21 protein-coding genes and 1 tRNA gene are annotated in these 23,167 nt (G+C 63.6%); 6 read left to right on the top strand and 16 right to left on the bottom strand.

Annotation, left to right across the window (positions count from 1 at the left end; all coding sequences use genetic code 11):
• Positions 1 to 8 precede the first annotated feature (8 nt).
• From CMASS_RS09015 to CMASS_RS09040, 6 genes are all read left to right on the top strand, one after another.
• Complete coding sequence (locus tag CMASS_RS09015) at positions 9 to 941, top strand: VOC family protein (RefSeq protein ID WP_022863117.1); 933 nt, start codon at positions 9 to 11, stop codon at positions 939 to 941.
• 425 nt (positions 942 to 1,366) lie between these two features.
• Complete coding sequence (arcD, locus tag CMASS_RS09020) at positions 1,367 to 2,872, top strand: arginine-ornithine antiporter (RefSeq protein WP_084684414.1); 1,506 nt, start codon at positions 1,367 to 1,369, stop codon at positions 2,870 to 2,872.
• 36 nt (positions 2,873 to 2,908) lie between these two features.
• Complete coding sequence (arcA, locus tag CMASS_RS09025; RefSeq protein ID WP_022863119.1) at positions 2,909 to 4,156, top strand: arginine deiminase; 1,248 nt, start codon at positions 2,909 to 2,911, stop codon at positions 4,154 to 4,156.
• A 405-nt stretch (positions 4,157 to 4,561) separates the two neighbouring features.
• Entirely contained in the window at positions 4,562 to 5,911 is a 1,350-nt protein-coding gene (locus CMASS_RS09030; protein WP_273665896.1) for an IS256 family transposase, read from the top strand.
• Between the two features lie 45 nt (positions 5,912 to 5,956).
• Positions 5,957 to 7,090: an IS481 family transposase gene (locus CMASS_RS09035; protein WP_273665918.1), complete on the top strand. Its 1,134-nt coding sequence runs from the start codon at positions 5,957 to 5,959 to the stop codon at positions 7,088 to 7,090.
• A 291-nt stretch (positions 7,091 to 7,381) separates the two neighbouring features.
• Positions 7,382 to 8,542 carry an IS481 family transposase gene (locus tag CMASS_RS09040; protein ID WP_273665899.1) on the top strand — a complete coding sequence of 387 codons (1,161 nt, stop codon included), beginning with the start codon at positions 7,382 to 7,384 and terminating at the stop codon, positions 8,540 to 8,542.
• Positions 8,543 to 8,673: 131 nt separating this feature from the next.
• Here CMASS_RS09040 and CMASS_RS09045 read toward each other — a convergent pair.
• The 16 genes from CMASS_RS09045 to dacB all read right to left on the bottom strand — a co-directional run bounded on the left by CMASS_RS09045 (position 8,674) and on the right by dacB (position 23,101).
• Positions 8,674 to 8,749, bottom strand: a tRNA-Arg gene (locus CMASS_RS09045).
• Between the two features lie 138 nt (positions 8,750 to 8,887).
• Positions 8,888 to 9,418 carry an arginine repressor gene (locus CMASS_RS09050; RefSeq protein WP_022862919.1) on the bottom strand — a complete coding sequence of 177 codons (531 nt, stop codon included), beginning with the start codon at positions 9,416 to 9,418 and terminating at the stop codon, positions 8,888 to 8,890.
• Positions 9,419 to 11,071, bottom strand: coding sequence for an arginine--tRNA ligase (gene argS, locus CMASS_RS09055; RefSeq protein WP_022862920.1), 1,653 nt, complete (start codon positions 11,069 to 11,071; stop codon positions 9,419 to 9,421).
• Between the two features lie 81 nt (positions 11,072 to 11,152).
• Positions 11,153 to 11,980: a pantoate--beta-alanine ligase gene (locus tag CMASS_RS09060; protein ID WP_022862921.1), complete on the bottom strand. Its 828-nt coding sequence runs from the start codon at positions 11,978 to 11,980 to the stop codon at positions 11,153 to 11,155.
• Positions 11,977 to 12,696 (bottom strand): Rossmann-fold NAD(P)-binding domain-containing protein, encoded by a 720-nt coding sequence (locus CMASS_RS09065; RefSeq protein WP_022862922.1) that lies wholly within the window; start codon positions 12,694 to 12,696, stop codon positions 11,977 to 11,979. The genes CMASS_RS09060 and CMASS_RS09065 overlap by 4 nt, the downstream gene beginning before the upstream one ends.
• Positions 12,697 to 13,875, bottom strand: coding sequence for a DUF6779 domain-containing protein (locus CMASS_RS09070; RefSeq protein WP_022862923.1), 1,179 nt, complete (start codon positions 13,873 to 13,875; stop codon positions 12,697 to 12,699).
• A gap of 140 nt (positions 13,876 to 14,015) precedes the next feature.
• Positions 14,016 to 14,423, bottom strand: coding sequence for a hypothetical protein (locus CMASS_RS09075; protein ID WP_022862924.1), 408 nt, complete (start codon positions 14,421 to 14,423; stop codon positions 14,016 to 14,018).
• A gap of 110 nt (positions 14,424 to 14,533) precedes the next feature.
• Positions 14,534 to 15,010: a DUF3180 domain-containing protein gene (locus CMASS_RS09080; protein WP_022862925.1), complete on the bottom strand. Its 477-nt coding sequence runs from the start codon at positions 15,008 to 15,010 to the stop codon at positions 14,534 to 14,536.
• Positions 15,007 to 15,552: a 2-amino-4-hydroxy-6-hydroxymethyldihydropteridine diphosphokinase gene (gene folK / locus CMASS_RS09085; RefSeq protein ID WP_022862926.1), complete on the bottom strand. Its 546-nt coding sequence runs from the start codon at positions 15,550 to 15,552 to the stop codon at positions 15,007 to 15,009. The genes CMASS_RS09080 and folK overlap by 4 nt, the downstream gene beginning before the upstream one ends.
• Before the next feature lie 5 nt (positions 15,553 to 15,557).
• On the bottom strand, positions 15,558 to 16,046 hold the full coding sequence (gene folB, locus CMASS_RS09090; protein ID WP_022862927.1) for a dihydroneopterin aldolase: 489 nt from the start codon (positions 16,044 to 16,046) through the stop codon (positions 15,558 to 15,560).
• A 4-nt stretch (positions 16,047 to 16,050) separates the two neighbouring features.
• Entirely contained in the window at positions 16,051 to 16,944 is an 894-nt protein-coding gene (folP, locus tag CMASS_RS09095; protein WP_022862928.1) for a dihydropteroate synthase, read from the bottom strand.
• Positions 16,945 to 16,971: 27 nt separating this feature from the next.
• A complete protein-coding gene (folE, locus tag CMASS_RS09100) occupies positions 16,972 to 17,565 on the bottom strand; it encodes a GTP cyclohydrolase I FolE (protein WP_027018648.1) in 594 nt (197 codons plus the stop codon).
• Complete coding sequence (gene ftsH / locus CMASS_RS09105) at positions 17,558 to 20,194, bottom strand: ATP-dependent zinc metalloprotease FtsH (RefSeq protein WP_022862930.1); 2,637 nt, start codon at positions 20,192 to 20,194, stop codon at positions 17,558 to 17,560. Before ftsH ends, folE begins: the two co-directional genes overlap by 8 nt.
• Positions 20,195 to 20,206: 12 nt before the next feature.
• Entirely contained in the window at positions 20,207 to 20,794 is a 588-nt protein-coding gene (hpt, locus tag CMASS_RS09110; protein WP_022862931.1) for a hypoxanthine phosphoribosyltransferase, read from the bottom strand.
• Positions 20,795 to 20,832: 38 nt separating this feature from the next.
• Positions 20,833 to 21,804 (bottom strand): tRNA lysidine(34) synthetase TilS, encoded by a 972-nt coding sequence (gene tilS / locus CMASS_RS09115; protein ID WP_027018649.1) that lies wholly within the window; start codon positions 21,802 to 21,804, stop codon positions 20,833 to 20,835.
• 4 nt (positions 21,805 to 21,808) lie between these two features.
• Positions 21,809 to 23,101 (bottom strand): D-alanyl-D-alanine carboxypeptidase/D-alanyl-D-alanine endopeptidase, encoded by a 1,293-nt coding sequence (dacB, locus tag CMASS_RS09120; RefSeq protein WP_022862933.1) that lies wholly within the window; start codon positions 23,099 to 23,101, stop codon positions 21,809 to 21,811.
• Between the last annotated feature and the right edge of the window lie 66 nt (positions 23,102 to 23,167).

The following is a 23,167-nucleotide window of genomic DNA, read 5'->3' on the forward strand; positions in this document are numbered from 1 at the left end:
CCACCCCGATGCCGACCACCGAAGAGACCACAACGAATACCCTGAGCGCCGCCACTCACATGGGCGCCATCACCTTGAACGTGGGCAACCTGAAGCGGATATCCGCGTACTACGAGGAGGCGCTTGGCCTTACCCCCATCGAGGACGCAGAGGTCCGCCGCGAGCGCCGTCGCGTCCTCGGCCACAGCACGACGCCCCTGGTGCGCCTCGTGGAAACCCCAGATCTGCCCGCCTGGAACGGCCGCCAGGCAGGCCTGTTCCACACCGCGTTCCTCTATCAGACCCAGCAGGAGCTCGCCGTCACCGTCGCCCGCGCGGCGCAGCACCCGGAAAGCCGCTACGTGGGCAGCGCCGACCATCTCGTGAGCGAGGCGTTCTACTTCACCGACCCGGAGGGAAACGGCATTGAGCTCTACTGGGACCGCCCCCGCAGCGAGTGGCCCCGGCGCGGCGGGCAGGTCATCATGGACACCCTTCCCCTCGACCCGCGGGCTTACCTGCGCAGCCACCTCCCCGAGTCCGCGCACGCTGGCGCCGGTAAGGAGACCGGCCGCATCGGCCACGTCCACCTGCAGGTAGGCGATACTGCCCTGGCACGGGAGTTCTACGTTGGCCAGCTCGGCTTCGGCGTGACCAATGACCAGTTCCCGCAGGCCTTGTTTGCTTCCGCGGGCGGCTACCACCACCACGTGGCTATGAATACGTGGAATTCTCGCGGCGCCGGCCCGCGTGCGGCCACCCTCGGCCTCGGGAACGTGGCCGTCACGGTCCCCGGCCGCGCGGATCTCAATGCCCTCACCGAGCGCCTCCGCTCCACCGGCCAGGCCGCCACGCTTGCCGATGACGGCGCCAGCCTCACCGTCCGCGACCCCTGGGGCACCGCGGTCACCGTCTCGACGCCCGAAGCAGAACGCGACGTCGACTACGTGCTGGGGCGGTAATACACCCCAGCCCAGTGCAACTGGAATGAGACCAAGAGGAAGACATTGGTCCTATTACGACGAAATTTCACATTTTAGCACTTCCTTGATTTTTAAACCAATAGTCATAAATTACACGCCTCCGTAATTTCTTCTACCGCCCGTGCAATTTATAGAGACCGCCGAAAGCGACAATCCCCAATCTTCAACACCGTCTCTATAACACCCCTGGACACGGTATTTTATTCACCCCCGTCAATGCATATTTAAACCGGTTTCGCTCCGATTTTTTAGCCGGTTAACATTGGTGAAAAATGACACATAGAAATTCAATCAATTCTATTGTCGGAGCCGCACCTCTCGCCGTACTGTGAGCGTAGCGGGTTACGGAAGTTAAACCCGCTCTCGGGAAATCCCTAGGATATTAATTCCTAGAAAGGAAAAATATGCATTCGCACAAAGCGTCCAGCGTGGCTGCCTCGACAGCCTCGCTGCCTGATCCTCCAGAGGGATCTGGGCGCGCCAGCGAAGCAGGCGGACTAGCCTTTCCGGCCCTCCTGGCCCTCGTCGTAGGCTCCATGATTGGTGGAGGCATCTTCTCCCTCCCCCAAAACGTTGCCTCCGCCGCAGCACCAGGCCCCATCATCATCGGATGGGTCATCACCGGCATCGGCATGGTGTGCCTTGCCCTGGTTTACCAGTTCCTCTCCCGCCGGAAACCAGAACTCGATAACGGCGTTTACGCCTACGCACGCGCCGGTTTCGGTAACTACGTGGGGTTCAACTCCGCGTGGGGTTACTGGCTATCAGCGCTCATCGGCAACGTCGGTTACCTTATTTTGCTGTTCTCCACGCTGGGTAAGTTCTTCCCAGTCTTCGAGGGTGGCAACACGGTACCTGCGGTGATTCTCGCCTCGGTCCTGCTGTGGGCCGTTCACTTCCTGGTCATCAGCGGCGTGCAAACCGCTGCGCTGATCAACACGATCACGACGGTGGCGAAAATCGTGCCGCTCGCGGTGTTCATTGTCGTCGTGGCTATCGGGTTCAATTACGACCTGTTCACCATGGATTTCTGGGGCAGCGAAGCGTCCCTGGGCTCGGTTTCTGAACAAACCAAGTCCATGATGATGATTACCGTCTGGGTCTTCATCGGCATCGAAGGCGCATCGATCTACTCGAAGCGCGCAAAGAACCGTTCCGATGTAGGCAAGGCCACGGTCACCGGCTTCCTGTTCATGTTGGCCCTCCTTGTGGCGGTCAACCTGCTCTCCTTGGGCGTTATGCAGCGCTCGGACATCGCCAATCTGCCCGATGTTTCTATGGCTGACGTCCTCGCCGAGGTCGTGGGCCCGTGGGGCGCCTGGCTGATTAGTATCGGCGTTCTCATCTCCCTTATCGGCGCCTTGCTGTCATGGATCCTCCTGTGCGGTGAAACCATGCAGATCCCTGGTTCGGACGGCACGATGCCGAAGTTCTTCGGCAAGCTGAACAAGCACGACGCCCCGGCCAACGCGCTATGGGTCACCAACGCCATCACCCAGTTGTTCCTCATCACGGCGTTGTTCTCCGACAATGTCTACCTGTCCATGGCTACTCTCGCCGCCGCACTCATCCTCGTGCCGTACCTGCTGTCTGCCGGATACGCGCTGATGGTGACGGTACGGGGCGACACCTACACCGGGAAGATGGCGAAAGGCCGCGTACGCGACCTCATCATCTCCCTCGTCGCCACGGTCTACGGGTTGTGGCTCATCTACGCAGCCGGGCCGTCCAACCTTCTCCTCTCAGCTCTGCTGTACCTGCCTGGTGCAGCCGTCTACATCTGGGCTAAGCGCGAAAAGGGTGCGAAGCATTACTTCAAACCCTACGAGCTCATCATCCTGGCTGTCCTGGCGATCGCCGCCGTGGCAGCACTCTGGATGTTGGCCACTGGCAGCCTCTCCCTCGTTTAACCTCCTCTTCTCTTCCCTTTGGAAAGGACTTTCATCATGACTTCCGCAAACACCCCGATTGGTGCCTGGTCCGAGGTTGGCAAACTCCGTCAGGTTCTCGTCTGCTCGCCGGGCCGCGCCCACGAGCGTCTGACCCCGCGTAACGCCGAGGAACTTCTGTTTGACGATGTTCTGTGGGTCGAGGAAGCGCAGCGCCACCACGCCGACTTCGTCCGCAAGATGGAAGAGCGCGGCGTCGAGGTCTTCGAGATGCACAAGATGCTCGCGGAAACCCTCGACAACGACGAAGCCCGCGACTGGATCCTGAAGACCAAGCTGGCCCCGAAGAATGTCGGCTCCGGAGCTTCTGACGAGCTCTACTCCTGGCTGAAGAGTGAAGAGTCGGGCGAGCTGGCCGAAAAGCTCATCGGTGGCGTGGCCTTCTCTGAGCTGCCGAAGGACCTGTCCATCATGAACACGCTCGCGGAGGCCCACGAAGGCACCCAGTTCGTCATCCCGCCGCTGCCGAACACCCAGTTCACTCGTGACACCACCGCGTGGATCTTCGGCGGCGTCACCCTGAACCCGATGCACTGGCCGACCCGCCGCCAGGAAACCCTCCTCACCTCCGCCATCTACAAGTTCCACCCGAAGTTCACCAACGAGGACTTCCACGTCTGGTACGGCGATCCGTCCAAGGACCAGGGCCTGTCCTCCCTGGAGGGTGGCGATATCATGCCGGTCGGCAACGGTGTGGTTCTCATCGGCATGTCCGAGCGTTCTAACTGGCAGGCGATTTCCCAGGTGGCCAAGAACCTCTTCGCTGAAAATGCGGCCGAGAAGGTCATCGTGGCTGGTATGGCACCGGATCGTGCGTCCATGCACCTCGACACCGTCTTCACCTTCTGCGACCGTGACATCGTGACTGCCTACGAGCCGGTGACCGATACCATCATCCCGTTCACCATTCGTCCGGAGGACAACGCGGCAGGCATCTCCGTTACCCGTGAGAACAAGAAGTTTGTGGACGTCGTTGCCGATGCCCTCAACTTGGACAAGCTGCGCGTGGTCCCGACCGGTGGCGACGCGTTCACCGCCGAGCGCGAACAGTGGGATGACGCCAACAACGTCGTGGCTCTGGAGCCGGGCGTGGTCGTTGGCTACGAGCGCAACATGCACACCAACAAGCGCCTGGAGGAGGCAGGCATCGAGGTCGTCTCCATCAGCTCCGCTGAGCTGGGCCGCGGTCGCGGTGGCGGCCACTGCATGACGTGCCCGATCACCCGTGACGCGGTGGAATACTAACTCCCCTCGTGCAGACTCGGTTTAGGCCGTGTCGCTGTCAGCGTGCCCCGTTCTCCCCTCGCCGAACATAGTGCGGGGGGCAGAACGGGGCTATGGCCTGTTTTGGACTGCGCCCCAATTTTCTAACGGGGGATCCCTAGACCCGAGGTGATGAAATTGAAGAACCCCGCCACCTAAAATGCCTGGTGACGGGGTAAAAAATTTGGTGCGCCCGGAGGTGTCTGAAGTCATGACATAGTTTACAAATCTGTTCTGGGGAAACGTCACTGACAGTTGACAGGTGTGTCGGGACATCCTTTACATCCGCAGCCGGGGCAAAGACACGATGACAGTTGACAGGTGTGTCGCGGAGGGTGTCAGGAAGTTTGTGTGTGAGGCTCTGATCTAGAAGGAGTTTCACCGATAATGACTACGGTGTCACCGAAGAAAAACCATGACCCGGCAAAGGTCAATGAGATCAGCGAGAAGCTGATGGAAAATCCTGAGCTCGCCAGCTTGATCAGCGAGCTGTCGGCTTCCGCTGATGATGCAAGCGAGCTGGTCAAAGGCCTGCTACAGGCATCAATCAACGCTGGTCTGCAGGCGGAGATGGATGCGCATTTGGGCTATAGCCATTCTGACCGCAAGACCAAAGCCCAAGTCGAATCCGCACAGGGCAACAATCACCGCAATGGGTCGTACACCAAGACCGTCAATTCTGGCTACGGCGCGGTGGAAGTGACCGTGCCCAGGGACCGTGCCGGCACCTTTACTCCCCGGATGGTGCCCAAGGGCGCACGCCGACTCACAGAACTCGACGACATGATCGTCTCGCTATACGCCGGCGGGATGACAGTGCGCGATATCCAGCATCACCTCGCGACCACGCTCGGGGTGGATATGAGCCCGGATACGATCAGCACCATTACCGATGCGGTGTTAGACGAGGTCATGATCTGGCAAAACCGCCAGCTCGACGAGTTCTACCCGGTGATCTTCCTCGACGCGCTACGCGTGAAAATCCGTGACGGCCACCGCGTGGTCAACAAGTCCTGCTATATGGCGGTTGGCGTCGACATGGACGGCATCAAGCACATCCTGGGATTGTGGATCGCTGAAAATGAAGGTGCCGCATTCTGGGCATCGGTCTGCGCGGATCTGGCCAACCGCGGTGTCCAGGACGTGTTCATTGTCTGCTGCGACGGGCTCAAAGGCCTGCCGGAAGCCGTGGAAGCCACCTGGCCGAATTCCATGGTGCAGACCTGTATCGTGCACCTGATTCGGGCTGCGAACCGGTGGGTGTCCTACCAAGACCGCAAAGGGGTCTCCCGGGCGCTGCGTGAGGTCTACACGGCCGCAAACGAGGACACCGCCCGTGCCGCCTTGGATGCGTTCGAAGCCAGTGAACTGGGCCGGAAATACCCGCAATCGGTCAAAGTCTGGCGCGACGCTTGGGAGCGGTTCGTGCCGTTTCTACAGTTCCCGCCGGCGGCACGCCGGGTGCTCTACACCACCAATTCGATCGAGTCGCTGAATGCTGAACTGCGTAAAGCTACCCGTAACCGCGGCCAGTTCCCGAACGATACCGCGGCGTTGAAAACGCTGTGGCTGATGATCTGCAACATCGAAGACAAGCGCGCCGCCCAGCGAGCCAAGAAAGCGAAGCGCGATATCGAATGCAACGGCTATATTGAAGGAGCGAAAGCCACCGGGTGGAAACAAGCCATCAACCAACTAGCCGTGGCTTACCCCGACCGATTCGCGGACTACTTGTAAACCAAACCCCCGCACACAAAGAATCGGACACTCTCCAATCTCGCGATCATCAAAGCTGTCCGCGAGCAACACCAACCAGTCGCCCGAGTCGCTACGCGTTTCAACGTGTCCCGCCAGTGGGTCTACGCCTTACTCCGCCGCTACGACACTGGCGGCCCACAAGCGGTAAAGCCGAAGTCGAAAGCACCGCACTCCAACCCACGCGCAGTATCCAAAAAGCTCAAGAAAACCATCATCAACATGCGCAAACAGCTCGACCACTCCGGGCTGGATTCCGGGGCAGAAACCATCCAGTTCCACCTGGAACAACAAGGTATGTATGCCCCATCTACCTCGACGATCGTGCGCATCCTCCGCGACCACGGCCTCGTGCAGCCAGAACCAAAAAAGCGGCCGAGAACCTCATTTATCCGCTTCGAAGCATCCCGCCCCAATGAATGCTGGCAAGCAGACATCACACACGCATATCTCACCGGCGGAAGACGCGTCGAAATCCTCGACTTCATCGACGACCACTCCCGACTGCTGCTGTCCATTACAGCCAGCCGGTCCTTTTCTGGGCCTGCCGTCGCCGACGAACTATCACACCTCATCAGCGACTTCGGCCCACCACAATCCACCCTCACCGACAACGGGCTGGTGTTTACCGCCCGCAACGCCGGGGCAAAAGGCGGCCGTAACGCCTTCGAAAAACTCATCCGCAACCACCGGATCCAACAGAAAAACGGCAGGCCAGGACACCCACAAACCCAAGGAAAAATCGAACGATTCCACCAAACACTCAAACGGTGGCTATCGCGCCAACCCACCGTCAACACCATCGACGAACTACAACAACAACTCGACCGATTCGCCGCCTACTACAACACCAACCGCCCACACCGAGCCCTCGGCAGACGCACCCCATACGAGGTCTACAACGCATCCACGAAAGCCAGCCCCGACGACAACCCCACCGACGAATGGCGTACACGCAACGACAAAGTCGACAAAGCCGGCCGCTGCACCATCCGCTACGCAGGCAGGCTTTACCACCTAGGAATGGGCCGAAAATACACCGGCCACCACGTCCTGATGATCATCAAAGACCGCCACATCACCACATCACTCAAAGACACCGGCGCCATCATCACCGAGCACTACATCGACACCAGCCGCAACTACCAAGCCCCAATCTAGAAACACGGCGAACCCCCACTCAACTAACCCCCAGAAAACAAAAGGCGCCCACCGAGAACAAAAACTCGGCGGACGCCCATCTGTCAACGATGTCGCGACAGTTTTGTCAACTATGACGCGACACAGGACATTGGTGCGCCCGGAGGTGTCTGAAGTCATGACATAGTTTACAAATCTGTTCTGGGGAAACGTCACTGACAGTTGACAGGTGTGTCGGGACATCCTTTACATCCCCAGCCGGGGCGAAGACACGATGACAGTTGACAGGTGTGTCGCGTCATCGTTGACAGCATGAATAGTCCGAACCGCAATCTCGCGATCATCAAAGCTGTCCGCGAGCAACACCAACCAGTCGCCCGAGTCGCTACGCGTTTCAACGTGTCCCGCCAGTGGGTCTACGCCTTACTCCGCCGCTACGACACTGGCGGCCCACAAGCGGTAAAGCCGAAGTCGAAAGCACCGCACTCCAACCCACGCGCAGTATCCAAAAAGCTCAAGAAAACCATCATCAACATGCGCAAACAACTCGACCACTCCGGGCTGGATTCCGGGGCAGAAACCATCCAGTTCCACCTGGAACAACAAGGTATGTATGCCCCATCTACCTCGACGATCGTGCGCATCCTCCGCGACCACGGCCTCGTGCAGCCAGAACCAAAAAAGCGGCCGAGAACCTCATTTATCCGCTTCGAAGCATCCCGCCCCAATGAATGCTGGCAAGCAGACATCACACACGCATATCTCACCGGCGGAAGACGCGTCGAAATCCTCGACTTCATCGACGACCACTCCCGACTGCTGCTGTCCATTACAGCCAGCCGGTCCTTTTCTGGGCCTGCCGTCGCCGACGAACTATCACACCTCATCAGCGACTTCGGCCCACCACAATCCACCCTCACCGACAACGGGCTGGTGTTTACCGCCCGCAACGCCGGGGCAAAAGGCGGCCGTAACGCCTTCGAAAAACTCATCCGCAACCACCGGATCCAACAGAAAAACGGCAGGCCAGGACACCCACAAACCCAAGGAAAAATCGAACGATTCCACCAAACACTCAAACGGTGGCTATCGCGCCAACCCACCGTCAACACCATCGACGAACTACAACAACAACTCGACCGATTCGCCGCCTACTACAACACCAACCGCCCACACCGAGCCCTCGGCAGACGCACCCCATACGAGGTCTACAACGCATCCACGAAAGCCAGCCCCGACGACAACCCCACCGACGAATGGCGTACACGCAACGACAAAGTCGACAAAGCCGGCCGCTGCACCATCCGCTACGCAGGCAGGCTTTACCACCTAGGAATGGGCCGAAAATACACCGGCCACCACGTCCTGATGATCATCAAAGACCGCCACATCACCACATCACTCAAAGACACCGGCGCCATCATCACCGAGCACTACATCGACACCAGCCGCAACTACCAAGCCCCAATCTAGAAACACGGCGAACCCCCACTCAACTAACCCCCAGAAAACAAAAGGCGCCCACCGAGAACAAAAACTCGGCGGACGCCCATCTGTCAACGATGTCGCGACAGTTTTGTCAACTATGACGCGACACAGGACATTGGTGCGCCCGGAGGGATTCGAACCCCCAACCTTCTGATCCGTAGTCAGATGCTCTATCCGTTGAGCTACGGGCGCTCGTCTTTAGTTATCCGATTTCGCAGGCGTACTGCGTAACCGATAGCTATATCTTAGACTTGCGTTTCGAGTACACCAAATTACGCGCACACCAGCGTTTTCTCTCCCGCCCAACGAGCGATCGGGAGAGAGCGGCACCTATTCAGCGCCTTTAGCCTCGACTGCTTCGGTATCAGACTCAGACTCGAAGTCCTCCAACAGAAGGTGCGCGATGTCTTCGCCTTTGTACGGCTCGCGGGCCAGGATGAACACCGTGTCGTCGCCTGCGGTGCAGCCAACAATCTCGTCGAGGCTTGCGCGATCGACGAAGCTAGCCAGGTACTGCGCCGCGCCTGGCGGGGTACGCAGAACAAGGAATCCGTATGAGTAGTCCACCATGACGGCGAGCTCGCTGATCTTCTGACGAAGCCGGTCGGCGGCACGAGAAGCGAAATCCGACGAATCGAACTCGCCCTCGATGACGTAGCGCGCCCCCGCCTTCGTCCGGATCTTCCGAACGCCGAGCTCATTCAAGTCGCGCGACAGAGTCGCCTGGGTGACCTCTATCCCGGCCTTTTGCAGTCGGGCAAGAAGCTGCGACTGGTTGGACATCTTTTCTTCCCGCACAAGGGACAAGATGTAGCCATGCCGCGCGTTCTTCGTGGCGTTCGACTTGCGTGGAGGAGTCACTTACATACGCTCCGGCGCCGTAACTCCAACCAGACGGAGAGCATTGGCCAGCACCTGCCGGGTGGCCTGGGTCAGGTCCAAGCGAGCGGAGTTGAGCGCGCTGGGGTCCTCGCCGGCGGCGGGCAGGATCGGGCAGGCAACGTAGAAGCGGTTAAACGCCCCAGCAAGCTCCTCCGCGTACCGCGTAACGTGGTGCGGCTCGCGCATCTCCGCCGCGGTCTTGACCACGCGCGGGAAGTCACCGAGCGTGCGAATAAGCTCGCCCTCGCGCTCCTCAACGAGCAGCGACAGGTCAGCGTTCTCGGCGCTCACCCCAGCCTCGTCGGCCTTACGCTGCAGCGCGCAGGTACGAGCGTGCGCGTACTGCACGTAGTACACGGGGCTTTCGGAAGACTGCGACTCCCACAGGGACAGGTCAATGTCCAACGAGGTGTTCACGGAGGAACGGACCAGGGAGTAGCGGGCTGCATCGTAGCCCACGGCCGCCACGAGGTCATCGAGAGTAATAACCGTGCCCGCACGCTTCGACATACGCACGGCCTGGCCATCACGCTTGAGATTCACCATCTGGCCGATGAGCACCTCGACCTGCTCGGCCTTGTAGCCCATGCCCTGGGCCGCGGCCTTCAAACGGTTGATATAACCGTGGTGGTCCGCACCCAGCATGTAGATGCACAGGTCGTGGCCACGCTCAATCTTGTCCCCGACGTACGCAATATCACCCGCGATGTACGCCGCGTTGCCGTCCGACTTGATGACGACGCGGTCCTTCTCATCACCGAACTGGGTGGTGCGCATCCACCACGCGCCGTCGTCGAAGTAGAGCGAACCGTTGCTCTTCAGCTTCTCGATGGCCTTGTCTACCGCACCCGACTCGAAAAGGGAGTTCTCGTGGAAGTAGACATCAAAATCGGTGCCAAATTCATGCAGCGATTTCTTGATGTGGTCGAACATCATCTCCACGCCACGGGAACGGAACTCCTCTAGGACCTCCGCGTCGGAGCCGTCGAGCGCCTGCGGGTTCTGCTCCATGACCGCCTGAGCGATCTCCTGGATGTAATCTCCGCCGTAGCCGTCCTCCGGCGTCGGCTCGCCCTTGGCCGCAGCAATGAGGGAGCGAGCGAAGCGGTTGATCTGTTCGCCGTGGTCGTTGAAGTAGTACTCGCGGGTCACCTTCGCGCCCGAGGCTTCCAATACGCGGCCGAGCGAATCGCCGACAGCCGCCCAGCGGGTGCCGCCGAGGTGGATCGGGCCGGTCGGGTTCGCGGAGACGAACTCGAGATTGACCCGCAGGCCGTCGTACATGTCGTTGTGGCCGAAGTCATCCCCCTGATCCAGCACGCTCTGCACGATGTTGCCCTGTGCAGACTTGGATACCGTGATGTTGATAAAGCCGGGGCCGGCGACGTCGACCTTTTCGATGCCGGAATCCGCCTGCAGCGCCTCCGCGATCCAGCCGGCCAGCTCGCGCGGGTTGGTGCCTGCCTTCTTCGCAAGCTGCATTGCGATGTTGGTGGCGTAGTCACCATGCTCAGCAAGACGGGGTCGCTCAACGGTGATCTCTTCTGGGATCAAAGAGGTGTCGAGATCATGTTCGTTGAATACCCGTTCCGTTACGTCGTGTACGGATTGCGAAATATCGGTAGGCGTCATGGTGGACGATTATAGTCCACCGAACATGCGGGTTTAACAGCGCGGGAGTTGCATTCGCCACGTATGGAATTCAGTGGAAAGCTAGCTGCCGTCCAAGTTCCGGAACCCGATCCCCAGCGGCAGCCCGACGGAATCAACTAGGTGCACTCCGCCGATGTCGGCGCCGACCAGAAGGCGCGCGTCGCCCTCGGCCGGCGGGTCGCCCAGATCACGGCCGCGCACCGCCAGGTATGCCGGCTCCACGCCGGCGGCCTTCAGCACCTCGCGGGCAACGCGCTCCACCTCCGCGGCACCTTCCTCCGCCACGTGCGCCCCGGCGGTTAGCGCCGCCGACAGCGCCGTGGCGCGCGGACGATCCACCTCCGGGATGCGCGGGTTCGCCGCGCTCACCGCGATGCCCTCGCCGCTGCGCACGGTGGGCACGCCCTGCAGGCGCACCGGCAAGTGCAGGTCACTGACCGCGTACTGGATCGCGATGAGCCGCTCGTAGCGGTTTTCGCCCCACACTGCGTCCGTCGGCTGCACCAGCCCTAAAAGCGCCACGGCGAAGGTGACATCCGCCGCGAGCGCCTCCGGCGATTCCAACCCGTGATTGGCAGGAGTGACCCGGGTTCGCGGGCCGTGTGGCCACAGTGCATCCTCGCTGACCGGGAATATGACGTCCGCACCTGCGTCCCGGACAGCCTGCGCCGCCGCGGAATCTTCCTCCGGCGCATCGCGCCAGGCCACGATGACCACCGCGCCGCGGATGCGCTTGGCCGCCCGCAGGCAGGCGAAATGCCCGGCGTGCACCTCGCCGGTAATAAGCGTCAGCGCCACCGGCACCGGGGCGGACTTCTTGCGGAAGGCGCGGGAAATCATCGCCACGCGCTGCGGATCATTAACCCACTGACCGGGAGTAAAACTCATCGCCTCGCCTTTCTCTTCGCCCACTGTGCCACGCCCGCATCGCCGGTGATTTGCGCGGCAATCTCCGCGACGGAGAGGAATGCGCGGGCAAACGCATCGTCAGTAATGTGCGCGAACGCGTCGCAGATCTCTTCTGCGTCCAGCTCGTTGTCACTCGGAACGGGACGGTCCTCGTGCTCGTTTGTACCCAGCGCCCCATCGAGCCGCTCCAGTGCCTCGGAGCCCACCAACTGCGTCAGCTTCGCATACACCTGGCTGGCCGCCACGCTCCCCCGGTCGTCTTCGGCGACCATCACCACCCGCGTCTGGGTCTCGTCTGCGAGCGCCGTCGCGATGGCCGCGCCCTCGTAATCCAGCGCCGTAGCTACCCATTGCCACGCGTGCACCGGCGCGAGCGCGACTACCTCCGCGCCGGCCACCTCCACCGGGTCTAAGGCCTGCACGCCGCGGCCGAGGCAGCTGTGCATGACGATGCCCGGCTTGGCCCGGTTCCCAGCTCTATCCGCGCTGACCGCTTCCAGCAGCTCGGCCAGCTGCGCGACCGCACCGTCCAGCTGCGACTCGTAGACCGCGAGCAGGACAGCATTAGCCCCCATGGCCTCATCTAGCTTGGAAACTCGGGTGACCTGGTGCCCGGCCGCGGCAAACGGCTCAGCCAGCGCCGTACCCGCGGTAGACGTCCCGTAGACGGCAAAGTGCAAACGCGGTGCCGGCATCTAGGACCTCCGATCGCGCTTGTTGGCCGCCAGAAGCTCCGCCACCGAGACCGAGCCGGTACGGCCCTCATCTTGGCGGCGGCGTCCACGGCGCACGTTGTCATCGCCGCCCTTGTCCCAGTTCACCGCCTGGAAAGAATCGGTGTTGAAAGTCCGATCATTCCAATCACCAGAGTCGGCGCCCTCATTGTGGCTGCCCTCTGGGTGGGGATCGCGGGAATTGCTGGCACGGGAACCAGCCACGGACTGTGCTGGCTCATTAGCCTGCGGGGTCGATGGCTTCTCCACTCCCACATCGTGCTTGGCGGGCGCAGCAACCTTCGATGCCGTGCCCGCATCAGTGGTTTTCTGTTCCGCGACGATATTGCGCAGCTGTTCGTTCGGATATCCGGCGACCGGCTCGGAACCTAGGCGGCCGGCGATCGCATCCGCCGACGGCGCGCCGAACGAGGATTGGGTGAAGTCGAAATTATCATCAGAATCGACTCCGCTCTCACCAGAATCGGACGTCGCTTGAGAGGCCGCATGCGCGCGGGCTTCGACTTCCATGATACGGCGAGCCTCGGCACGCAATGCAGCAGGTTCGTAGGTGAAATCACGGCCGGACAGCTCCTCAAGCTGCGCGCGTATTTGCGAAATCTCGGCACGAATTTCACGGAGCATTTCAACGTCCGAACGGGACAGCCCTGACGCATCTACTGCTCGATGGGAAGGACGTTGACTACCGCTTGACCGTGAATCCGAATCATTTTGTTCAGATTGGTCACGCGACGCCGCAGTCAAGCGCCTCAGCTCCGCCTGGTGTTGGCGCTCCCTTTCGGTCATACGACCGTACGAATCCTGAGCCTGCCGGCGATAACGAGCCACCAAAAACATCCCAAGAACTGCCGCCCAGAGGAGTACCAATAAGGCAACCTTCATCGCAACGGCGCTTCCCAAAAGCAACATCACTACACTAGCTATTACACCGAGCAGGATTAGTACAGCAATTCCCATTTGGCCGACGTCGCGGCCGTTTTCCTGCTCGTGAGCCGAGCGATTACGTTTTTCGCTTCCGGAAACGGCCGACCTCTTCCCACCACTTGATTGCGTTGCTTCATCGCTGTGAAGCGCTCCCCACGCGGAAGAGGACGCTTCAGATGGGCTGCCAGTGTCATGGAGGGTTCGTGGCGACGTCATGAAACACACTCTATCGCCTCGACGCCTAAAGGCCCAGACCTACCACGTGGGCAGACCTGGGCCTTAGTTTCAATGTCACTCAGGCACTGTCGTTACCTCTGGCGCACCGCCGTAGGCAACGAAGTTAGACAACGTTGAAACTACGCCTCGCTGAAGAGGTTCGGCAGAACGTCGGAAGAAAGCTCCGGGTCCGGGAGCAGATCGCTCGAGAGCTCATCCGGCAGAAGGTTTGCGGAAAGCTCCGGGGAGAGGCTGGAACCGAAGTCGCTGGAACCAAGTTCCGGAGCGATGTTCAACTGCGGAGCAATGCTGGAGCCGAGGTCTCCCGAACCAAGCTCCGGGGCAAGGCTGGAACCGAAGTCGCTGGAACCAAGTTCCGGAGAGACGTCAATCTGCGGGGAAACCTCGATGCTGGAACCGAGCTCGGGAAGCTCAGGGAAGTTGACGTTCACGTCCGGAACATCCGGAAGCTGAACGTTCCCGAGGTTGTTGATGAAGTCCGCGATCGGTGCGGGCAGGATGTCATTGAGCTGGGCAAAGATGTCCACTGGAACCTCCGTGGAATGTTGGCGACGAATTACCCGATAGCAGGGTAGCAGCTTTCCTTCGAACGAGCTACATATGCCTAATTTTATTCAAAAATAATTTTAAATTTTCGTCAACAGTTCTCTAGCAGCGCATCGGGCGGCGGAGCTTGACAGTGGCGCTCCAAAATAACCCCGGCTGCAGACATCGCCGCACCACCCAGTGCGCTGGACAGTACCCCGGCAGTATCCTGCGCGGCGGCGGTAAGCTCCCCGGCGTGTGGGAGTATGAAGAATGCCATTCCGACGTACGCTCCTCCGAGCGCCGCGCCCGTCCACGCAGATGCCTTGCCCACGAGCATGAACTGCGTAACGGTCATGGGGTTGAGCTGGGAGTTGTCCAGCCCGATGCCGGGGGCGTCGTCGCTGTGGAGCGCGCGGCGCACCTTCACCGTCAGCAGCGCGCACACGGCCGCAAGCCCCCACAGGGTCAACGAGACGGTGACGGGGATGGAGACCATGTCGCCGTAGAACCGGCGGACCAGAATCCAGGCCGCGGCGGCGAAGAAGGCCGCGGTACCGAAAAGGGCCGGGACGGACGTCTGCTTCATGGGGCGCTCCCGGTCGAGTCGGCGGCAAAATCGGCACGGCCAAGCAAGGTGTCCATATCGCCCAGGCTCCGCACCCCGGCGACCTCGTCGGCGCCCAGCTTGTCGATGTATTCCTGCACCCCGCGCCCATTCAACGTCGCGGCGGGGTCGGCCTCCAGCCACGGAATGAGCACGAAGGCGCGCTCGTGCGCGAAGGGGTGTGGGAGGGTGAGCTCCGGGTCGGTAGAGCGGATCTCGGAGCCGTGGGCATCGACAAGCTGCACGATGTCCACGTCCAGCGTCCGCGGGCCCCAGTGCCGCACGCGCCGGCGGTCGGCGGCTTCCTCGAGGCGCTGCCCGCGGCGCAGCAGGTCCTTAGGTGTGTGCTCAACGTCGACGATGAGCACTGCGTTGAGGAAGTCGCCCTGATCGGTCACTCCCCACGGCGGGGTGGCGTACACGCTGGAGGCGGCGACGATGTCGACGGCGAATTCGGTGTACACGGTGTGCAAAAGCCGCAGCCGATCCGCCATGTTGGAGCCGATGGAGAGTACCGCGCGCATGGTGACTACTCCCCCGCCTTCGTGGGAGCTTCGGCGCGTGCCCCGCTTTCGCGTGCGGTGGGTGCACCGCCGTGGCGTGGGGTCGGAGCGTCGGCTATCCGTGCGGTGGGTGCGTTAGCGCCCGCCGCACGTTTCCGGGAACGGCGGGCGACCACGGCGACATCGGCAAACGTGCGCGGGATGGGCGCGTGTGGTTTGTGCACGGTGACTTCGACGGCGTGAAGCAGGTCGTAGTCGGCCATGGCGCGCTCAGCGATGTCGGCCGCGACGGTCTCGATGAGCTGGCGCGGTTCGCCCTCCACGACGCCGGCGGCCATCTCGGCGAGCTCCGCGTAGTTGATGGTCTGGGTGAGATCGTCGCCCTGGGCGGCCGGAGCGAGCTCTGCCCAACAAGTGATGTCCACGGTGAAGGTCTGCCCGTGCTCGCGCTCGTGCGGCAGCACGCCGTGATAGCCGTAGCACTGTAGCCCGGTCAGTTCGATGCGGTCGGCCATGGCGCTAGCCCTCCTGCGGGCGGAAGTTGGCACCCTGGCGCCACCCGGCCGCCACGTCCACCGCGTCGCGGGAGACGTCCACCTCGTGGACGCGCACGCACCACGCCCCCAGGTGGGCGGACAGGGCGGTGACGGCGGCGGTAGCCGGGTCGGCCAGCTGCGGGCTGGCCTCCAGTCCGCGGTCGGCGCGCACCTGGGTGAGGAAGCGCTTGCGGGAGGCGCCGACCAGCACCGGGTACTCGCCGGCGATGAACGCCGGCAGGGCCTTGAGCAGCGCCCAGTTGTCCTGCGGGGTCTTGGCGAACCCGAGGCCCGGGTCCACCGTGATGTTCTCGCCGCGCACGCCGGCCTTTAACGCGTTATCAGCCAGGCGGTCGAGGGTCTCGTGGACGTCGCGGACCACGTCGCCGCCGTGATCGGCGCTGCCGGCGGCGTCGCCGAACTGGACGGTGCGCCAGTGCATCAGACAGACCGGCAGGTCGGTGTCGGCCATGACGCGGTACATGTCGGCATCGGCAAGCCCGCCGGACACGTCATTGATCAAGGCCGCGCCGGCCTCCGCCGCGGCCGCGGCAGTGCTCGCGCGCATGGTGTCCACGGAGGTCAAAATCCCCTCCTGGGAAAGCGCCTCGATGACGGGGGCAACGCGGCGGGCTTCGACGTCGGCATCGACACGTGTGGCGCCCGGGCGGGTGGATTCGCCGCCGACATCGATGATGTCCGCACCCTGGGCCACCAGGTCCTTGGCGTGGGCGATGGCATCATCAATGCCCAGCCACTTGCCGCCGTCGGAGAAGGAATCCTCGGTGACGTTGACGATGCCCATGACCGTCGTGCGGCCTGGGAAGGTCATGTCGCCTGCGACGGAATACGAACGGGCACTGCCTGCGCTGGTCATGGCTTCCTTCTCCTTTACTCGTGTGTTTTAACCCTTGATAAGGCTCATCACTTCCGCGCGGGAGGCGGCACTGTTTTGGAACCCGCCACGCACCGCGGAGGTCGTCGTGGTCGCGCCCGGCTTGCGGATGCCGCGCATGGCCATGCACAGGTGCTCACACTCGATGACGACGATGACCGCCTGCGGGTCGAGTTTATCCACTAACGCATCGGCGATCTGGGTGGTCAGCCGTTCCTGGACCTGGGGGCGCTTGGCGTAGAGATCCGCCAGCCGCGCCAGCTTGGACAGGCCCGTCACGTGCCCGTCGCGGCCCGGGATGTAGCCGATGTGCGCCTTGCCAAAGAAGGGCACCAAGTGGTGTTCGCAGGTGGAATAGATCGGGATGTCGCGCACGAGGACCAGCTCGCGGTGGCCCTCGGCGAAGGTGCGCTCCAGCACCACCGTGGGGTCCTCGTAGAGACCTGCGAACGTCTCGGCATAGGCCCGCGCCACGCGCGCCGGCGTGTCCTGCAGACCCTCACGGTCGGGGTCCTCGCCCACCGCGAAGAGCAATTCGCGCACGGCCGCCTCCGCCCGCTCCTGGTCGAACGGACGCTCGGCGGGAACGTTCTGGTTAGCCACGCGGCCCACCGCCCCAGCGCGGATCCTGGCCGCTGCCGTAGTTCTCCTCGCCCGGGTGGCGCGGGGTGTCCGGGCGGCGCGGCGCGTCAGGCTTGTGGTGCCGGCCCACCCGCGGGAGGATCTGGGTCTCTTCGGAGTTCGGACCGAACTCGCGCTGGCCCTGCTCTCGCTCCGACTGCTCCCGCTCGGCCTGCTCGCGCTCTGCTTGTTCGCGCTGCTGGCGGGCGCGGTCGGCCGTGGACTGTGCGGCGCGCTCGCGGTCTTCACGTTCGCGGGCAATGCGCTCGCGTTCGGCGCGGTTGCGCTCCTCGGCCTCGTGGGCCAGGCGGCGGGCACCGGAGCCGGCGACGTAAGTGTCGTCCTGCGGGGCCTGCTGCCGCGGAGCCTGCTGCTGCGGGGCCTGCTGCGCCGTTTCGCTGACCGGCACGGCATTAGCGGAGCCTGCTTGAGCGGAGCGTGCGTTGCCCCAGCCCTGCTGGCCGGTGGTCTCTCCGGCGGCAGGCCTGTCGCCAGCTCCCTCGGTGCGCGACTTGGTGGCCGGGGTGGCCTCGACCTGCTCGCCAACGACGTCGCCGGCGTGCTGGCCGAAGTTGAAGCCGATCTCTTCCTGGCTGCCCGGCTCCTTGCCGGCGAGGCGGCGTTCGCGGGCGGCGCGGGAGGCATCGAGAAGCGTCATGCGCTTCGGCGGCTCCTCGCCACGCTCGCGGGCGAGCTCCGCCGGGGTCTTGACCGGCTGGCGGCCGGCCTGCTGTGGGAAGCGCAGATCTTCGCCCGGGAAGACGTCGTCGGCCTCGCGCGGTTCGATGCCGTCGAAGGCGCGCTCCAGGTCGGGGCGGCGCAGCGTCTCCTTTTCCAGCAGCTGCTCGGCCACGCGGTCGAGGTAGTCGCGGTGCTCGGCCAGGATCTCGTAGGCCTTCTGGTGCGCGGAGTCGAGCAGGTACTGCAGCTGCTCGTCGATCTTCGCCGCAACCTTCTCGGAGTACTCGATGGAACCGCCGCCGCCCATGTGGGCGAACGGGTCGCCCTGCTCCTGGCCGAACTTCACGGTACCCAGCTCCGGGGAAAAGCCGTACTCAGTGAGCATGGCGCGCGCGATCTTGGTGGCATTTTCGATGTCGGAGGACGCGCCCGTGGTCGGGGTGCCAAAGACGAGTTCCTCGGCGGCACGCCCGCCCATGGCGAAGACGAGGCGCGCGAACATCTCGTCGCGGGTGTAGAGGCCCTTGTCGTCTTCCTGCGAAGTCATCGCGTGCCCGCCGGTGCGGCCACGGGCCAGGATGGTCACCTTGTACACGCGCTCAATATCCTTCAGCGCCCACGCGGCGAGCGTGTGGCCGCCCTCGTGGTAGGCGGTGACCTTCTTCTCGTGCTCGGAGATGATCTTGGACTGGCGGCGCGGGCCGCCCACCACGCGGTCGGTGGCCTCCTCGAGTGCGTCCGCGGTGATCACGTTGCCGCCGATGCGGGCGGTAAGAAGCGCGGCCTCGTTGAGCACGTTGGCCAAGTCCGCACCCGACATGCCGGCGGTGCGCTTGGCCAGCTGGGTGACATCCACGTCCGAGGCGAGCGGCTTGTTCTTCGCGTGCACGCGCAGGATGGCCTCGCGGCCGGCGAGATCCGGGTTGGTCACCGGGATCTGGCGGTCGAAGCGGCCCGGGCGCAGCAGCGCCGGGTCGAGGATGTCCGGGCGGTTGGTGGCGGCGATGAGGATGACGCCCTCGCGGTCGCCGAAGCCGTCCATTTCCACCAGCAGCTGGTTGAGTGTCTGCTCGCGCTCGTCGTGCCCGCCGCCGGTGCCGGAGCCGCGCTGGCGGCCCACCGCGTCGATCTCATCGACGAAGATGATGCACGGGCTGTTTTCCTTCGCCTGCTTGAACAGGTCGCGCACGCGGGACGCGCCCACGCCGACGAACATCTCCACGAAGTCGGAACCGGAGATGGAATAAAACGGCACGCCCGCCTCGCCGGCCACGGCGCGGGCCAGCAGCGTCTTGCCGGTACCCGGCGGGCCGTAGAGCAGCACGCCGCGCGGGATCTTCGCGCCGAGCTCGAAGTACCGGGTCGGATCCTCAAGGAAGTCCTTGATCTCCATGAGTTCGTCAACGGCTTCATCGGCACCCGCGACGTCGTCGAAGGTGTTGGTCGGCTCGTCCTTGGTGAGCTCCTTGGCTTTGTTGCCGCCGATGCCGAACAGTCCGCCGGCGCCCTGCTGCATGCGGGTGATGAAGAAGAAGAGCAGGGCGGCCATGGCCACCATCGGCAAGAGCAAGCCCGCCATCTGGACCAGGAAGTTGTCCTTGGTCACGTTGGTCTCGTAGGAGTCGACGCCGGAGTTTTTCACGGTGTCGAAGATCTCCGGCGAGGTGCGTGCCGGGTACTGGGTGTAGATCTCCTCGACGTCGTCGCGCTCCTCGATGGTCGACGGCTCGCGCAGTTTCAGCCGAAGCTGCTGCTCGCGATCGTCGATCTGGGCTTCCTCGACGTTGTTGTCATCGAGCTGCTGCAGCGCCACCGACGTGTCCACCCGCATGAAGTTGCGGGTGTCGTTGGTGAGGAAGGTGAAGGCGTAGAGCGCCACCAACACGAGGGCAGCGATCCCGCCGTAGCGGAGGATCTTCTGGTTTTTCATTAACGGTGGAGTTTAGTTGTTGCTGTAGACATCGGGGTGCAAGGTGCCCACGTAGGGCAGATCGCGGTAGCGCTCCGCGTAGTCCAGGCCGTAGCCGATGACGAACTCGTTGGGGATGTCGAAGCCGACGTCGAACATGTCGATATCTGCCTTGACCACCTCGGGCTTGCGCAGGAGGGTGATGACCTCCAGGGAGCGGGGGTTGCGGCTGCGCAGGTTCTTGATCAGCCAGGACAGCGTCAGGCCGGAATCGATGATGTCCTCGACGATGAGCACGTCGCGCCCGGCGATGTCGCGGTCCAAGTCCTTGAGGATGCGGACCACGCCCGACGAGGTGGTGGCGTTGCCGTAAGAGGAGACCGCCATGAACTCGAGCTCGGCCGGGATGGAGAGCTTGCGGGCAAAGTCGGTGAGGAAGAAGACCGCGCCCTTGAGCACGCAGATGAGGATGAGGTCCTGGTCGGAGTCCTTGTGTGCTGCAGAGACCTCGTCCGCGAGCTCCTGGATGCGGGCCTGCAGTGTCTCCTCGGGGATTAAGACTGCCTCCACGTCCTTGCCGTAGGGGTTGTCCGGAACGTTGAAGTCCTTGGTGTCGTACACGGCCGTCTGCCCTTTCTGCCCGCGTCAGGCTCGCATTGTCACGTGCTTAATAGTGACAGTCTGCCACCAACCCTGCGCACTTCCAACCTTGCGCCGCGGGGGCCGGCCGGGTGCGGTTTCACCCCAACTCCGCCTTGGCCGTGCCAGTCGGTGCATAGCTTGCCGATGTCCCTCAGCCCCGCCCGCGTCACCGCCACCCCGTGGGCGACCAGCCAGGCGGCGATAGTCCGGCGGCGCAGTGGCTCCGGGGCGGCCGCGAGTTCCGCGCAGTCGAGCTCGGCGCGCGCGCCCGCGGTCTCGGCGCCGGCAAGCCGCGCGAGTTCGGCGTCGTCGCGTGCGGCATCGCCCGCCGCCTGCGCGAGCGGCGCCACCGCGTCGCCACCGGCCAGTGCGCTCAGGCGCGGGATGATGTCGCGGCGCAGCGCGACTCGCCTAAACGCAGTGTCGGCGTTGTGCGGGTCGTCCCAGTACTCCATGTTCAGCTCTGTGCACGCGCCCACCGTGTCGGCGCGGCGCACGCTGAGCAACGGGCGGACTACCCGCGCACCCTCGATCACCGCGCGCGGCGCCATGCCGGCCACCTGTCCGCGCAGCAGCCCGAGAAGCAGCGTTTCCGCCTGGTCCTCGGCGGTGTGGGCGACGAGCACCTCTCGGCCATTGGCGGCGCGCGCGAGCGCTTGGTAGCGGGCCCGGCGCGCCGCGTCTTCCATGCCCTCGGTGCCAGTGACATGCACGGCCACCACCCGGGCGGTCGCACCCAGCGAGCGTGCCTGGGCTGCGGCACGCTCGGCCACCGCGCGCGAACCGTCCTGGAGCTGGTGGTCGACGCACACCGCCTCCACCTCCAGCCCCTCGGCCACGGCCGCGGCAAGCAGCGCCAGCGAGTCGGGGCCGCCCGACAAACCTACGACCACCGACCGGGACGCGTCGGCGCCGTACACGGCCTCGCGTACCCCGCGCCGGCAGGCCAGAAAGTGCGGGGAGCGCCTGGGCCAGAAGGGCGTGACCATCTACCTACTGCTCGCGCAGCGCGCTGGCCAGCTTGTCTTGCGCCTGCCGCGCGCTGAGGAGGTCGCCGTCGTTGACCAGGAAGGCGAACGCGTACTGCGCGCCGGACTGGCCGGGCACGGTGCCCACCAGGGCCGACACCCCGGTGAGCGTGCCGGTCTTGGCACGTACGTAGCCGCGCCCGCTGAGGTCTGCGTACCGGTCGCTCAAGGTGCCGTCGCCGCCGGCGACCGGCAGGTACCCGAGAAGCGGCCGCAGCTGGGCGTCCTCGGTGCCCTGGGCGATGACCTGCGCCAGCGTCTTCGCCGGGATCCGATTGTCGGTGGACAGGCCCGAGTTGTCCTTGATCTCCACGCCGTGGGTGTCGATGCCATGCTCCGCCAGCACCGCCAAAGTCGCCGCCGTGTCACCGGCGAAGCTGGGCTCTTCGCCGCGGCTGGCCGCCAGCTCGCGCGCGATGGCCTCGGCCATGACGTTGTCGGAGTGCTTCATCATTTTCTCGGCGCGCTCGCTCAACGGTGCGGACTGGGTGCTGGCCACTACGTCGGCATCGGCAGGCGCCACGCCGTACTCAGCTGTTTGCGCCCCCAGCTTGTCCGCCAGGGCCCGCGCCACGTCCTTGGCCGGGGTGTGGCTGCGGGGCACGTCGCCGCCCTCCGCGCCCTGGCGCCCGCCGTAGAGCATCGCCGGTTCCATAGGCGCGACAAAGCCCTCATCGATGTTTTCCGGATCCCAGCCGGGCGCCTGGGTATCACCCGCCCACGCGCTGGTGTCCACGTATACGCCGGCCACGTTGGGCACGGCCTTTTTCACCTGCTCGGCCAGCTCGTCTATCTGCGCGGAGGACATCCACACGTCACCGGCGGCCTTGATGACCACGTTGTCCGGGCTCTGCCCGCGCACCACCTCGGTGGTAATCCGCTCGTCTTCGGGAAGCTGCCACGTGGCGGCCGCGGTGGTGAGCACCTTCGTCGATGACGCCGGCGTCAGCGGGCGGTCGGTGTCTTTTTCCCAGACCACCTCGCCGCTGGCCGTATCGATGACCGCGCCGCCGAAGGTGGCCAGCGCGTCTTTGTCGAAGGCCTTGTCCAACGCCGCGGCGACGTCGCCGGCGGCGGGCGCCGGGGCGGGGTCCGGGTTCGGTGTCAGCATCTGCTCGGGCGTGTCCGCCACATACGCCGGCTCGTGGTGCAGATCCTTGTACTCGTTGTGCACCGCGACGCCGAAGGCCGCTGCCGATCCCACGACCGCCGCGGACGCAAGGGCCACTGCGCCCCACCACAGGTTCTTCGCTTTCATCGTCTTAACACCCTACAACTGACTCGCCTGTGCCTTGCTGTTACTTGCGCCCGCGCAGTTGGCGGC

The organism is Corynebacterium massiliense DSM 45435 (assembly GCF_028609805.1).
Classification (GTDB): domain Bacteria; phylum Actinomycetota; class Actinomycetes; order Mycobacteriales; family Mycobacteriaceae; genus Corynebacterium; species Corynebacterium massiliense.